13 protein-coding genes are annotated in these 14,245 nt (G+C 58.6%); 3 read left to right on the top strand and 10 right to left on the bottom strand.

Annotated features, from left to right (window positions below):
* Positions 1–5 precede the first annotated feature (5 nt).
* The gene (recG, locus tag PspCFBP13508_RS10765) at positions 6–2,081 is read left to right on the top strand and encodes an ATP-dependent DNA helicase RecG (protein ID WP_137214408.1); all 2,076 of its coding nucleotides are present in this window, start codon (positions 6–8) and stop codon (positions 2,079–2,081) included.
* Between the two features lie 79 nt (positions 2,082–2,160).
* On the top strand, positions 2,161–3,561 hold the full coding sequence (locus tag PspCFBP13508_RS10770; RefSeq protein WP_071172104.1) for an aminoacyl-tRNA deacylase and HDOD domain-containing protein: 1,401 nt from the start codon (positions 2,161–2,163) through the stop codon (positions 3,559–3,561).
* Positions 3,562–3,620: 59 nt separating this feature from the next.
* Here the strand turns inward: PspCFBP13508_RS10770 and PspCFBP13508_RS10775 are convergent, their stop codons facing one another.
* Entirely contained in the window at positions 3,621–4,964 is a 1,344-nt protein-coding gene (locus PspCFBP13508_RS10775; RefSeq protein ID WP_161984076.1) for a hypothetical protein, read from the bottom strand.
* Positions 4,965–5,117: 153 nt separating this feature from the next.
* A complete protein-coding gene (locus PspCFBP13508_RS10780; protein ID WP_137214410.1) occupies positions 5,118–5,504 on the bottom strand; it encodes a helicase in 387 nt (128 codons plus the stop codon).
* 518 nt (positions 5,505–6,022) lie between these two features.
* Between PspCFBP13508_RS10780 and PspCFBP13508_RS10785 the strand changes: the two genes are divergently transcribed.
* A complete protein-coding gene (locus PspCFBP13508_RS10785) occupies positions 6,023–6,394 on the top strand; it encodes a DUF6124 family protein (protein ID WP_016985802.1) in 372 nt (123 codons plus the stop codon).
* A gap of 57 nt (positions 6,395–6,451) precedes the next feature.
* Here the strand turns inward: PspCFBP13508_RS10785 and PspCFBP13508_RS10790 are convergent, their stop codons facing one another.
* The 8 genes from PspCFBP13508_RS10790 to PspCFBP13508_RS10825 form a co-directional block, all read right to left on the bottom strand.
* Entirely contained in the window at positions 6,452–6,883 is a 432-nt protein-coding gene (locus PspCFBP13508_RS10790) for a hypothetical protein (RefSeq protein ID WP_137214411.1), read from the bottom strand.
* A 66-nt stretch (positions 6,884–6,949) separates the two neighbouring features.
* Entirely contained in the window at positions 6,950–8,023 is a 1,074-nt protein-coding gene (locus PspCFBP13508_RS10795) for a tetratricopeptide repeat protein (protein WP_137214610.1), read from the bottom strand.
* Positions 8,024–8,025: 2 nt separating this feature from the next.
* A complete protein-coding gene (locus tag PspCFBP13508_RS10800; RefSeq protein WP_137214412.1) occupies positions 8,026–8,874 on the bottom strand; it encodes a tetratricopeptide repeat protein in 849 nt (282 codons plus the stop codon).
* An 18-nt stretch (positions 8,875–8,892) separates the two neighbouring features.
* Entirely contained in the window at positions 8,893–9,264 is a 372-nt protein-coding gene (locus tag PspCFBP13508_RS10805) for a hypothetical protein (protein WP_137214413.1), read from the bottom strand.
* Positions 9,265–9,268: 4 nt separating this feature from the next.
* Positions 9,269–9,724: a hypothetical protein gene (locus PspCFBP13508_RS10810; protein ID WP_137214612.1), complete on the bottom strand. Its 456-nt coding sequence runs from the start codon at positions 9,722–9,724 to the stop codon at positions 9,269–9,271.
* 86 nt (positions 9,725–9,810) lie between these two features.
* The gene (locus PspCFBP13508_RS10815) at positions 9,811–10,320 is read right to left on the bottom strand and encodes a hypothetical protein (RefSeq protein ID WP_224796879.1); all 510 of its coding nucleotides are present in this window, start codon (positions 10,318–10,320) and stop codon (positions 9,811–9,813) included.
* A complete protein-coding gene (locus PspCFBP13508_RS10820) occupies positions 10,317–12,767 on the bottom strand; it encodes an alpha/beta fold hydrolase (protein ID WP_137214414.1) in 2,451 nt (816 codons plus the stop codon). Before PspCFBP13508_RS10820 ends, PspCFBP13508_RS10815 begins: the two co-directional genes overlap by 4 nt.
* A 9-nt stretch (positions 12,768–12,776) precedes the next feature.
* Positions 12,777–14,171 (bottom strand): TIGR01777 family oxidoreductase, encoded by a 1,395-nt coding sequence (locus tag PspCFBP13508_RS10825; RefSeq protein ID WP_137214415.1) that lies wholly within the window; start codon positions 14,169–14,171, stop codon positions 12,777–12,779.
* Between the last annotated feature and the right edge of the window lie 74 nt (positions 14,172–14,245).

Consider the following 14,245-nt stretch of genomic DNA (forward strand, 5'->3'; position numbering starts at 1 on the left):
GCGTCATGACGGAGCTGTCGCAAGTGTCGGTGACGGCACTCAAGGGTGTCGGCGAGGCCATGGCCGAGAAACTGGCCAAGGTCGGCCTCGAGAATCTGCAGGACGTGCTGTTCCACCTACCGCTGCGCTATCAGGATCGCACTCGTGTGGTGCCGATCGGCGCGTTGCGGCCGGGGCAGGACGCCGTGGTCGAAGGCACCGTCAGCGGTGCCGATGTGGTCATGGGTCGCCGTCGCAGTCTGGTCGTGCGCTTGCAGGACGGTACCGGCGGCCTGAGTCTGCGTTTCTACCATTTCAGCAACGCGCAGAAGGAAGGGCTCAAGCGTGGCACGCGGGTTCGCTGCTACGGTGAAGCCCGGCCCGGCGCCTCAGGCCTGGAAATCTATCATCCGGAATACCGCGCGATCACCGGTGATGAACCACCGCCAGTGGACGAAACCCTGACCCCGGTCTACCCGCTCACCGAAGGCCTGACCCAGCAGCGCCTGCGCCAGTTGTGCATGCAGACCCTGACGCTGCTCAAGCCGAGCACCCTGCCCGACTGGCTGCCGACCGAACTCGCCCGCGACTATCAACTGGCGCCGCTGGCCGATGCGATCCGCTACCTGCACAACCCGCCCGCCGATGCCGATGTCGATGAACTCGCCCTCGGCCATCACTGGGCGCAGCATCGCCTGGCTTTCGAAGAACTGCTCACCCATCAACTGTCGCAGCAGCGTCTGCGCGAAAGCATGCGTTCACTGCGCGCACCAGCGATGCCGAAAGCCACCAGGCTGCCGCCGAAATACCTGAAAAACCTCGGCTTCAACCCCACCGGCGCACAACAGCGAGTCGGCAACGAAATCGCCTACGACCTCAGCCAGCACGAACCAATGCTGCGGCTGATTCAGGGTGACGTTGGCGCGGGGAAAACCGTGGTCGCCGCCCTCGCTGCGCTGCAAGCGCTGGAGGCCGGTTATCAGGTAGCGCTGATGGCACCGACCGAGATCCTCGCCGAACAGCACTTCATCACCTTCAAGCGCTGGCTCGAACCGCTGGGCATTGAAGTCGCGTGGCTGGCCGGCAAGCTCAAGGGCAAGAATCGCGCAGCCGCACTGGAGCAGATCGCCAGCGGCACGCCGATGGTGGTCGGCACCCACGCGCTGTTTCAGGACGAAGTGCAGTTCAAGAACCTTGCGCTGGTGATCATCGACGAACAGCACCGCTTCGGCGTGCAACAGCGTCTGGCATTGCGGCAGAAAGGCGTCGGCGGGCGCATGTGCCCGCACCAACTGATCATGACCGCCACGCCGATTCCACGGACGCTGGCGATGAGTGCCTACGCCGATCTCGACACCTCGATCCTCGATGAACTGCCGCCCGGGCGAACGCCGGTCAACACCGTGCTGGTCACCGACACCCGCCGCGTCGAAGTCATCGAGCGAGTACGCAGCGCCTGTGCCGAAGGGCGTCAGGCGTATTGGGTGTGCACGCTGATTGAAGAATCCGAAGAGCTGACTTGCCAGGCCGCCGAAACCACGTTCGAAGACCTCACCGCCGCCCTCGGCGAATTGAAGGTCGGGCTGATTCACGGGCGCATGAAACCGGTCGAAAAGGCTGCGGTGATGGCCGAGTTCAAGGCCGGCAACCTGCAACTGCTGGTCGCCACTACAGTGATCGAAGTCGGCGTCGACGTGCCCAACGCCAGTCTGATGATCATCGAAAACCCTGAACGCCTTGGTCTCGCACAGTTGCACCAGTTGCGTGGTCGCGTCGGCCGGGGCAGCGCCGCCAGCCATTGCGTACTGCTCTACCATCCGCCGCTGTCGCAGATCGGTCGCCAGCGCCTGGGCATCATGCGCGAGACCAACGACGGTTTCGTCATCGCCGAAAAGGACCTCGAACTGCGCGGCCCCGGGGAAATGCTCGGCACCCGCCAGACCGGCCTGCTGCAATTCAAGGTCGCCGACCTGATGCGCGACGCCGACCTGCTGCCCGCCGTGCGCGACGCCGCCCAGGCTTTGCTGGAGCGCTGGCCGACTCACGTCAGCCCATTGCTTGACCGTTGGCTGCGCCATGGGCAGCAATACGGCCAAGTGTGAGCACCGTCGCAGTTTGTGCAGGATCGTTCCTACAGAGCTGGTTATACTCCTGCCATTGTTTCAAAAACGGATACAGACCATGACCGAAGCTGCTCTCGTCCCCGAATCTCCGCAAGCTCCGTCTGTTATTCGGCTGCTGCTCAACAAGCTGGGCGTTGCCTACGAAGAAGTGCTCGACCACCACGGCCTCAATGCCTCGCGCAAAGTGCAGGCCGTGTTGCTGGATGACGCCGTGGGCGCGTTGATGGTGCTGTTTCCACAGAGCCAGTTGCTGGATCTCAATCGTCTCGCCGAACTCACTGGCCGCCGCCTCACAGCCGTGTCCACCGAGCGCCTGGAGAAGATGCTCGGCAAACACAATCTGAGCCTGCTGCCGGGCCTGCCGGCGCTGACCAGTTCGCCGTGCCTCTACGAAGAAAGCCTGCTGCGCGAGCCGAAGTTGCTGATCAACTCCGGCGAGCCGGGCCTGCTGCTGGAAATCAGCAGCGAAGACTTCAAATCGATGCTGACCAAAGCCAGCGCCGCCAACTTCGGCGAAGCCCTGAGCAGCATCCGCCCGAACCTCGACCGCCCGGACGATGACCGCGAGGAAATCACCCAGGCCGTGCAGGCGTTCACCGCGCGGCGCATTCAGCAGCGTCTGGAGGCGACCATCGAGATTCCGCCGCTGGCCGAGACTGCACAAAAAATCATCAAGTTGCGCGTTGATCCGAACGCCACAATCGACGACATCACTGGCGTGGTTGAAACCGATCCGGCACTGGCCGCACAAGTGGTGAGCTGGGCGGCGTCGCCGTACTACGCCTCGCCGGGCAAGATTCGTTCGGTGGAAGACGCAATCGTCCGCGTGCTCGGCTTCGATCTGGTGATCAACCTGGCACTGGGCCTGGCCCTCGGCAAGACCCTGAGCCTGCCCAAAGACCACCCGCAACACACCACGCCGTACTGGCAACAGTCGATCTACACCGCCGCCGTCATCGAAGGCCTGACCCGCGCCATGCCGCGCGCCCAGCGCCCGGAAGCCGGCCTGACCTATCTGGCCGGTCTGCTGCACAACTTCGGTTACCTGTTGCTGGCCCACGTCTTTCCGCCGCACTTCTCACTGATCTGCCGCCACCTGGAGGTCAATCCGCATCTGTGCCACAGCTATATCGAGCAACACCTGCTGGGTATCAGCCGCGAACAGATCGGCTCGTGGCTGATGCGCTACTGGGACATGCCGGATGAGCTGGCCACCGCCCTGCGCTTCCAGCACGACCCAAGCTACGACGGCGCCTACGCCGAATACCCGAACCTCGTCTGCCTGGCCGTGCGCCTGCTGCGTAGTCGCGGGATTGGCTCTGGGCCGGATGAAGATATTCCGGATGCCCTGCTTGAACGCGTCGGCCTGAGCCGTGAAAAAGCTAACGATGTCGTCAGCAAAGTGCTTGAGGCTGAAGTGCTGTTGCGTGAACTGGCTTCGCAATTCAGCCAGGCATAAAAAAACCGCTCTCACTGGATCATTTCAAATCGGTGAGAGCGGGCTTTCATCAGTGGTTATCAAGAAAAGTAGCGAGCTATCCACCCGCCAACAGGAAGGCTAAGCTCGTCTTTATAAAGTTCACCGCAGATGACAATTTTGCCTTGCGACGTGATCACTGCATCCAAGGCAGACGCCATTCGATCGGGCTGACCGAAAGCCAACCAGCCCTTATCAGTGTTGAATGACTTATCGAGCGTACCGGTGAGTAAGTAACGTGCGCACACTGCCTGCGTATCGTAAAAAATATCTCCGCTGCCACTTGTGCCGACAACGATCAACTTACTGTCCTCCGCTCCGCCAAACGCGCAAGATTGCCACTGCTGACCTTTCTCAGGTGATAGCTTGGAATACAACGGTTTACCTTCGTTGAAAACTAGATTCGGAGACCCGTCCTCGTTGAGCACGACAATTACACCTGTACCCTCGGGAAAATTGTCTTCGAACTGACCTCCTACGATGGCAATCATCCCGTCCTTTTTTCTAACGGCAATATCGCGAAAACGGGGCATATAACGGGACGAAAGCATCACAGCGGGAAATTCTTCGTCTCGCACTCCATCCTCTTTGAAACGTACAACGTAAGTACCAGCGGTACCTGCATCAAAGTAACTGCCAAATACCACTAAACTACCGTCCGCCTGTGCAGCCACTCCACGCGCGGCATTATCACCAGCAATTCCCAACTCAACCCAGGTCGAACCGGTCTCGTTAAAGGTTTTGTCTGATGTTCCATCAGGATTGAGTCGTATAACCGAGCCTTTGGTCTGCGAAGAAGAAGGATCATAAGTAAAAGTAGCCAAGATAATTTTGCCGCTTGGCAACTCGATGCTGCGCACCCCAGAATTGTCGCCGCCCTGAACAACCGACTCGGCATCCTGGCCCGCACTTCGCCGTGCAGCACGCAACGCTCCTGTGCTGAGAGTTGGCACAACACGGTCTGGAAGAACAAGGACACCGCCCTTGCCAAACTTGTCGTTGAGACTGCCAGCGTCCAGGAGTCGAACAACCAAAAGACCGTTTTCATTAGGTCGCCATGAGTACTCCAAGACAATCAGGAATCCGCCATCCCTCAGTAGGCTGGAACCTAAAATGCCATCAACGCTTTTTTCAGGAATCGTAATGCGCGCAAAACCTAGCTGTTCCTCCCCGAAGCCGGTGCCTGCATCGAGTTGCCCTTTTTCAGTGAGTCGCACGATCACGAAGCCGCGGGGATAACCCGGCTCATTCGCCACCGCAACCAGCCTGCCATCGGGCAGAGAAACAATGGCATGGGGAGCGATGCTGGCAAATTCAGGAAAATCCCAAATGCGTGCTCCGTTGTTACCAAACTCAATATCGGGTGTGCCAGGCTTGGTAGTCATGATAGTTATTCTCCAAACGGGTTCAGTCCCTTTACCGCTGGACCACCTCGTCATGAAGCACCACGACGCTAATAAAAACACCTGTCACTTCTGACAGGTACATATGGCATTTAGAGACAAATGACTGACTTGGCGAGCCAGCACCAGCTAATGTCAGTCATTTTTCGGTTTAACCTTGCGCGGCTTCAAATACTTCATCAACCCCTGAAACCACATCACCAGCGCCGGATTCCCCTTGAGCTGGATCGACTTGTCCTGGATCCCCTGCATAAACGCCAACTGCTTGTTCTTCGCCTGCATCGTGGCAAAGCCATAACCGGCGTCTTTAAACGCAATCGCAAACGCCGGCTCCGCCACCACGCCAGATTTGCTGGTGATGCGCTGATCCTTGACCACGAAATGCCGCGCCACTTTCGCATCCAGCGTCTGCAGCTGAAACACCAGATCCTTGTCACCCAACTGCTGCTGGAACGCAGGATTGGTCCGGCTGGCCTTACCCATCAACAAACCCATCATCCACAGGAGAAAACGAAATTTCATGCGCACAGCCTCAAAAGGAAAATGAACGGCCGGGGCAGTGTAAGGGATTCGGACGATAACGCCAGTATCTGACTCTATTGGAAGAGGATGCAGACCATTTCGCGCACGATGACTGCCAAGTCACGATTCCGAAAACAACGTCCTACACCTGTTGAAACACATCCCTGTAGGAGCTGGCGAAGCCTGCGATCTTTTGATCTTCCGGCGCGCGAATCTATGGGAAATTTCCTGCAAAGTGCGGTGCTGTCCATGAACTAGGCGAGTTGGCTGGCTATCGATAGGCTCTGTGTGTCGCCGCAGATTGGCGATACGGACGTGCAAGTCCGGTTGGAGTACACATTGGTTATGGCAATTCGCCGAGCGTTTTCCTATGCTCGCGGATCGTTATGGCGGCTGTGTATGGGAGGCCTTCGGGTCTGCCGGGTTACTCCACCGGTCTTGCACACCTATGCACAGCTGCCACCACTTTCGAAGTGCGAGCGAAACGGTGTCGGCTCCTTAAACTGGAGTAAGACCGAATGATCAAACCAACACCTAACCCCCCAGAAAACCCGGATATTTCGCCCTACGAATCTCTGGAATCAAAGAAATTCCACGAAGCCGCCGAACGCGCCCTCGACCACCATTTCAAACCAGCCGTCGAACCACATCCCAAACGTGAAAACGGCCTCTTCAAACTCTCTCCCGGCACCGACGCCGAAGCCCTCATGGCCAACGCCTCCGAAGACCTCCTGTCCATCAGCGTCATCGCCTGCGACCTCGCCGACGACCTCCACGGCTCCCGCCGCTCGGTGGCACTGGCCCTGAGCAGAATGGCGGACGGGGTGAGATTGATGGTGGAAGGGACGCTCGACCAGATTGAAGTGCGAAGCGTGGCGGCCAAGCCGTAGCGAAGTCTGTGGATGAAAAAAGGGGACGTTAAGTCCCCTTTCTGAATATTCCCTGCTTCACCACTGGCAACCTGTTTCAGGTTTCGAATCCACGTTGTAATCGTTTTCAAACGAATACTTCTTTGCAGATTTGTAATTCGTATACGTCATCGCATCAACCCGGCCACCCTGAGTGACCATCTGATACTCACCTGTCAGTGCGCCATCAACTACTTCAACCCAATTTGTCGTGTACTGGTAGGGCCGGCCATAGACCAATTCCTCTTGTTCAGTATTGCGATGAACCAGAGTGATGGCCTTCTTCGACTTGCTGTACTTGACGCCAGCACCGCTCCACTTGGCGACAGAGTCGTAATAGGTTCTAAATTCAAAATTTATGGGTTTGCCTTCGTAGGAACGGAAGCAAAATACCTCGGTCGTGACCTCGCTATGAGCCGCCAGAGGAACGAAAACGAGCAACGCGGAAAACAATGCAGACGAAAATTTCAAACCGAATATTCCTTTAGCGGTTCATGGGTACAGAACACACAGTTACAGCAACTCAACGAGTTCTTGTCACGCCTCGGGCGCCACAGCGCTGCGCTCACCCACCCTCGCCGGGATTTTCGAAGCTTTTCCCGCTTCAGACATTCGCGATGCGTATTGCTTGTACGCCGCCACCGCCCGCTCTTTATCGTTCACGGCCCAATAACTGTCAGCGAGATTCAGGTAAGCAACCGTCCTGTTTGGGTGGTTGGCAATCACTGCATTGAGCAACTCAATCGACTCAGCGTAGTAACCCGCCTCGCCGAGCAGAAAACCGAGGTCGTTGGACCAGCCGGGACGCTGCGGGTAGTAGTACTTTGCGACGATATAGCTATCCGGGGGACAAGTGTCATGCGAACCACCGCCCATCAACGCGTAGCTCATCGCATCCTTGAAGGAAGAGTCATCACCCTTTCGGTAGGCTGCCAGCGCCATATCCAGCAAATCAGCCGAATCGACGGTCATCAATTTCTTTCTAACGCCCTCAATACTGCCAGTACGAGCAACCTGCAGCTTCTGCAGCACTTCACGCCCATCGAAAGAAGCGAGAGTGATGGGGCCCAGTGTCTGCACCGGCAGCTCCACTACGCTAACAAGCGACCGGTCACAGGAGTCGTTGTTCGCCACTTCCAGCAGAGCTTTCAGCTCAAACTGCTTTGAACCTTTGTTGAAGGCGAACAACAGGTTGAAGTTGTAAACCGCGTTATCTTCCTCGCTGGTTACCAGCGCGATGTAATCCCCAGCCTCAACGAACGGTTGCTTGACCACAGCTTCCTCAGCCTGTGGATCAATGACGGTCATGACGCCAGGGCGACCTTTGAGTACATGGACGCTGAAGACACCCTGAAGAGCGGACGAGTACTGACTCTTGATCAGAGGCAGCGCCTTTGACGTATCGAGCAATATGTCCTCATTACGTGCCTGCACCGGCGCAATCAACAACCGGTTGGAGGCCTCGTCCGCATCTCCTGCCAGAACAAATACGTTTTGCCGTGATGCATCACCCAGCAAGCTAGCCGGAATTTCCTTGAGGACTTGCGGGGCAGCAAATGCGTAGGAAGTGGATAGAAGCCCAAGGCTCAACACGATAAAGCGGAAGAACATATTCACTGTCTCAGTCCCTGAATTTCAGATCGCTCAACAACGCGTTGCGGAATCTTCTGCGCTTTACCGGCGGCACTCATCGCGTCGCGGTACTCGCGGTAATAACGCTGCGCTTCCTCTTGGCGATCAAGTCGCCATAGCGAATCAGCCATGTTCAGCATCAGCACTGTGCGTTTGCCGACAGCTTCAACGCCTCGATAAAACTTCAGCGCCAACTCATCGTTGCCGCCCTCGGCCAAGTAGAAACCGAGGTCGTTGTAAGCCTGAACATTTTGCGCCGGGGGATGACAGGCCATGTAGGATTCCGGGCTTAAAAAGCTCAGGCTCCATTCGATGGACTCTGCTCGGGACTGTACCGGCTCGATACTCGAAGCATATTTCAGCAGGTCCTTGGGTGACTTAGTCTCCAAGACAGGATTGAGCACCCCGCCCTCTTCGGAAACCCATTGCTTGCCTACCCATTTTCCCTCACAAAACCGCTCGTAACTCTCAGCAAGCACGCAACCGGTTTCCATCGAGATCACATCGCAATGCCCTTGTGATGTCGCTATTTCCTCACCGTTCTCACCTATGACTACGCCGTACTCCACCGCAGTCGCCAGTAGAAATTTTTTGTCAGGGCTGAGCCATTCAGGATAAGCCTGGGCACCAATGCCGGCATGAAACAACGGGAAAGTTTTTCCATTCGCGTTGAACCAGGCAGTGGCAGATTCCACGACGGGTGATGTCCATTTTTTTGCCTGGAACGTAACTGTGTTTCCGGCGGCTCCCACTATTGGCGGGTCAACGGCAAAGACATTGGTAGCGCTGAACAAACTGCCGATCATCAACATCCACTTAAGGCTGGTCATAGCAAATCCTTTTCGCCGTTAGCCGGCCTTTTGTTTTGTCAGGCACTTTGCATAGCCGTCCGCAAACCTGGCGTCGAATGACAACGCCACCGGTTCATCCAGCTCGGCCGAGGTGTTGAGCAATTCGTGAGTAGCCGGGGTGTATTTGATCCAGCCAATCGTGCCGGTGCCGTCAGTATCGAAGAACAGCTGGGCGCGCACTGCTTCGCCGTCGTCCTCGTCGATCAGCAAATTGACCTTGTCCTTGCCGACATAACGAAACGGAAAATCGCTGCTCCTGACAAGCTCAGTAAGGTAGCCGTAGCAACTCCCTTCGCTGGCAGTCGCGGGCAGTGAATGAGACAAGAGCAAAAGCGCAATCAGCACAGGCCGAATGAAAAACCAGTTCATCCACTCACTCCTCATCCATCGGCGACGATTCAACGTCGATCATGCTCAGCAGTCGAAATTCATTGTTCACAAACTCGTAGTAACGGTCCCGGTTACCACTTTCCAAAGCATTCCCCTGCGCATCTTCTTCACCGTCGAGCGTGATGCCGGAGACGATGATCAAGCGGCTGTCGGGCTGGTAAACCATGCCGAACGTGCTGCCGTCGTAAGCATTCGGCAGACCGCCAACCACTTCACCGGTCTGGGCGTCCAGCACTTCGCCACAAATGGCGCTGCCGCCACAGCCGAGCCTTTGAAGGATGTAATGACCGGCGAAGTTGACCTTGCCTTTCAGGGCTTGCACCCGTGCCTGATCCATCATTGGGCTGCTGTTTTCCTGCGGCACCAGTTTATGGTTGGGGCCGGTGAAAACTGGCGTGACGGTGTAATCCTTGAAGGTTGGATCGGCAGCGAATGCCATGGACGCGGCAGCCAATATCAAGCTGCCGAGAAGAACCGAAAATCCTTTCACGTAATAACTCCGTAAATGCAGTGGGGACCGTCGACTTACTCAGACTGCCCTTCATAAAGCTGTGTCTGCGGATTGAATTGCCACAGATGGGGCCGGGTCATGGCCTCTTTGCCCTTGTAGCGGATCTGGTCGCGCTTATCGCGGATGTAGGAGTAGATCTCGATGTCTTTTACATCGCCGCCGTTCTTGGGCGGTCCGTCCAGTACCTTGACCTCGGCGAAGTAATCGCCCCCTACATGCTTCAAGTAACCGTGGCACTGGATAAGGAAGGCGAAGGTCGAGTCACCCGCTGAACCACGGCTTGAGTAGGAGGTGAAAATGAAGTCCTCCTGACCGTCGCCGTTGAGATCGCCGCGATACACCACCTTGCCCTCCTCCAGACTGAATCCATCAGTTTGAAAACTTGAATGTATGTCCAGGACGTAATCGGGTCTTTCCACCCATTGCGAGAGAAAATTCTTCGTATCGGTCTCCGAATTGCACAGATCCGTTGCCATGCTCACCATCGGCAACCAGGCCAAACACATCAACAACAGTCGTTTCACTTCGCATCCTTCGAATTGATCAATTCCAACTCACCATCCCGATACAACACCTCACACCCCACCCACGCCGGATCCACCTGCGGCATCACCGCCGATGGCTTGCGCAGCTCCCGCAGCAACGTCGAGCCATGCGACAGCCGTCCGCCCATCCGCGCAATCACCGCCCGCGCGGCTTGATAGTGCGCGTGCCGCCCCGGATCGAGGGTGTCTTCGAGCAGGATGTCGGCGCCGAGGATGCCTTGCACCTGCCCCGGATAAATCATGAACCCGGTGGCCAGCTCAGCACCTTCGCGACCGTCCTGCCAGAAGCTGCCGTCGCGGGTGCGCACGTCCGGATGCGGTGCAAACCAATGTTCGCGATCCGCCAGCGGCATGGCGTGATGCAGACGGAAGAAGATGCGCATCAGGTTGTCGCGATACCACTCGCGTACTTGCAGGTAGTAGCCGCGCAGGCCCGGCAGGCCGCTCGAATGCGCGAGGCGGATGAGCCCTGACCATTGCGGGAATGCCTGTAACGGCAGCTCAGTCGCCGTAGGTCGAGGCGTAGCGGGATCGGTCTCCCACGGCAATCGATGCGGACTGTTTTCAAGATTGTCGTAAGCGGTCGGCGGGCGCCCCAGCCAATCGCCGCCGCTGCTCGCCAGCGCTGTGGCGATGCACAGATTGCCTTGCACCACGAACACGTAAAACCGGGTGAACCAGTCTGCCAATTGCTGACCATCGGCAGCTTGGGCGACGAGTTCGGCCAGTTCCCGATTGAAGCGCTGCAAACCATTTTCAAGGTTCAGCAAATGCCCGCGAGCCCTGCGTTGCATACGCAAAAACAGCGGCAACGAATGCAGCATCTTCAGCGGTTGCCACGGCAGATGTGGCGTCGCACCGCCAACTTCACCAGCGTAGTTATCGGCGCTGATGCCCCAGTCGGCCAGCCGGGCAAGAAACAGATCATTGTTGATGTAGGACGCGCCGCCGAACACTGCGGTGAACGGCTCGTTGTCCTGCAGCACCCGCGCATCCCAACGCGCCATGATCGCCGGGATGCTCGCTGCCGCGCGGCGCTGGGCGTACTCCACCAGCACGCTCGGTTGCGGCGGCAGGATCTCGGCGATGTTGGCGGCGGTGAGGTGCCGGCGCCAGCCGTAATCGCTGATCGGCCGGTATTGCAGCAACCACAATTGCGCGCCATCCCAAGCCCATTCGACGTCGCCGGGCACGTAGTGGAACACGCGCAACACGTCTTGCAGAAAGCGCCAGAGCAGGTCTTCGGTCAAGCCGTGGGACGGTGTGAACGTGCCGCTGCGCCACGCATCGCCGAGCCGCGATAGGGTTGCCCGCGAGGGGCTGACGTGACCGTCGGCGAGCGATTCGAGATGGCCTTCAACCCATTCCAGTTCTACCGAGAGATGTCGCACGAAGGCGATCCCGGAAACTACCGGGGTGATGAAGCGTTGCACCACCACTTCCTCGACACCTTCGGCCGTCAGTTCGGCGATGCGTTTCGGCACATTGGCGGACGGCTCGCGCAGATAGGTGGTGCTCAAACCGGCATTCGCCGAGTCGGCCTGATCTTCGCCATAACTGGAGGAGCGCACCGCCCAGGTCACATCAGGTTGGGCGGCGAGAAATGCCGGCAGTCGCGGGTCGGTGTAATCGTTAAGCGTCAGCGCCGCCGGCACCGCTTGCCGCGCCAGTTCAGCCAGGCGCAAACGCCCGCCCTTGGTGTGCGCAACAAACCCGCGCTCGCCCGACTCCAGCCACTGCGCGAATTCGGCGGGCGAGTCGATCCACGGGTAATGACCCCAGCCGGGTTTCAGGCTGATGGTCAGATCGGCGCGGGCGAGAATCGCCGACCACGCCGCTGCTTGCTCGATACCGAGCACCGCGTCCTGATCGCCCCAAACCAACTCGACCGGATCGGTGATCCACTCCAGCAGCGGCAACGCGGTGTCGGCGCGAATCAGATCCCAGTGCGGCACAAACGCACGGCAGCGCGCATAACCGGCGCCCATGCGCTGGTACTGCGCGGGCGTCCAGGTATGGTTGGAGAACTTGCGCGCGAACAGCGTGGGTTTGTTCGACAGCAGCCAGTGGATGGTCTTGCGGATCGGCAGCGGTGACATCAGCGCCGGCAATCGACGCTGCCACAAAAATGCCCCAACCGGCGCCAACAGAACACTGCGCGAAAAGTGCCCGGGCCGACGCTGCAACGCGTGCAGCACCAGCAACGCATTGACCCCGACAGCCATGATCGCGCTGCCCTTCTGCGTCATCGCCAACAAGGTCTGCGCGTAGTCCGCCAGATCCTCGCAGGGTGGCAGCGGATTGGCGCCGAAGCCCGGCAACTCCAGCGGCACCACGCCGTAGCGCTGAAAGTGCGGCAGCGCGTCGTCCCACCAATCGGCAGCGCTACCGTTGCCGGCTAGCAGGTACATCAACGGCTTGCTCATGGACGATCCTCAGGTCAGATCGCGCAGAGCAGCGTCGAGGGTTGGATAGCGGAACGTGTAGCCAGCCTCGGTCAAACGCTGCGGCACCACGCGCTGACCATCGAAAAACAGCTGCGCCATCTCCCCCGCCATTGCACGCACTGGCGCGGCGGGAATGTGCAACCACACCGGACGCTTGAGGACCTTGCCGGCCTGCTCGGCGAACGCGGCCTGACTGACCGTTTCGGGCGCGACCATGTTGTAGGTGCCGCGCAGATTGTCATCGTTGAAAGCCCGCGCGATCACCTGAAGCACATCGTCGCGATGCACCCAACTCATGATCTGCCGACCATCGCCCATGCGCCCGCCGAAACCCAGGCGGAACGGCAGCAGCAACGGCGTCAACGCACCGCCGGGGCCGAACACCACGCCGAGGCGCAGCACCACCTGACGCACGCCAAATTCCGTGGCCGGTTGCGCGGCGGCTTCCCAACGCGCACAGAGTTCGGCCATGAAACCGTCGCCCTTGCTGGCGTGTTCGTCGAGGTTTTCACTGGCGTCGCGCACGCCGTAGAAGCCGATGGCCGAGGCTTGAATCCATAGCGCGGGTTTGTGCTTGGTTTTCTTCAGCCAGGTCATCAACGCTTCGGTGGTGCCGACTCGGCTGGCGAGCAGTTGCGCCTGACGCTTGGGAGTCCAGCGTGGGCCGGCGACGGGCGCGCCGGCGAGATTGATCACTACGTCGAAGGCTTCGTCGTGGCTGAATTCGCTCAGGGACTGCACGCAGCGAACGCGACCGTCGAACAGATTGGCTGCTTTTAATGGATCGCGTGCCAGCACACTCACGGTGTGGCCGGCGTCGAGTAATTGGTTGATCACGGCCTCACCAATAAACCCGGTACCGCCGGTGATCAGCACACGCGTGTGGGCGCTGCCGGCAAACGGGTTGGACGTGCTCTGAGTCTTTACTCGAGGGGATTTTCGACGGTCATGGCGATACAGCCAGACCAGCGGCGGCAACAGCAGCAACAGCGCAAAACCGTCGAGCCACAGGTGCGACCAGACCTGTTGTTGCGCTGACAGCCACATGTCCTGCGGTGCCCATAACAGGATGCCGGCGATCAACCAGCCCCACACACTCGACGCTTTCGAACGATTGCCGATGTGCACCAGCGCAAGCATGTACAGCGAATAGCTTTGCAGCGTCGCGCCGAACAGCGCGAGCCACCAGACCTGTTGTTCGTGGCCGGCGGCGGGTACTGCGTCGGCGCCCCAGAATGCCAGTTCGAGAACTTGCAGATAGCCGTCGAGTAAACCGGAATGCCCGGCCCAGGTCAGGGTGAGACCGGCGAGTATGTGCACGATCGCGGCGGCGTATAGCCAGAGCACTAGCGCTGGGCGAAGGGAGGTCGAGGGGGCTGGCATTCCGTGTCCTGAGCGCATTCCTTGGGGGTGGGGAGTTTAAAGGAAAATCGCAGTCGTCAGATGCTCAAGTATTA

The sequence above is a fragment of the Pseudomonas sp. CFBP13508 genome (assembly GCF_005233515.1).
GTDB lineage: Bacteria > Pseudomonadota > Gammaproteobacteria > Pseudomonadales > Pseudomonadaceae > Aquipseudomonas > Aquipseudomonas mercuritolerans.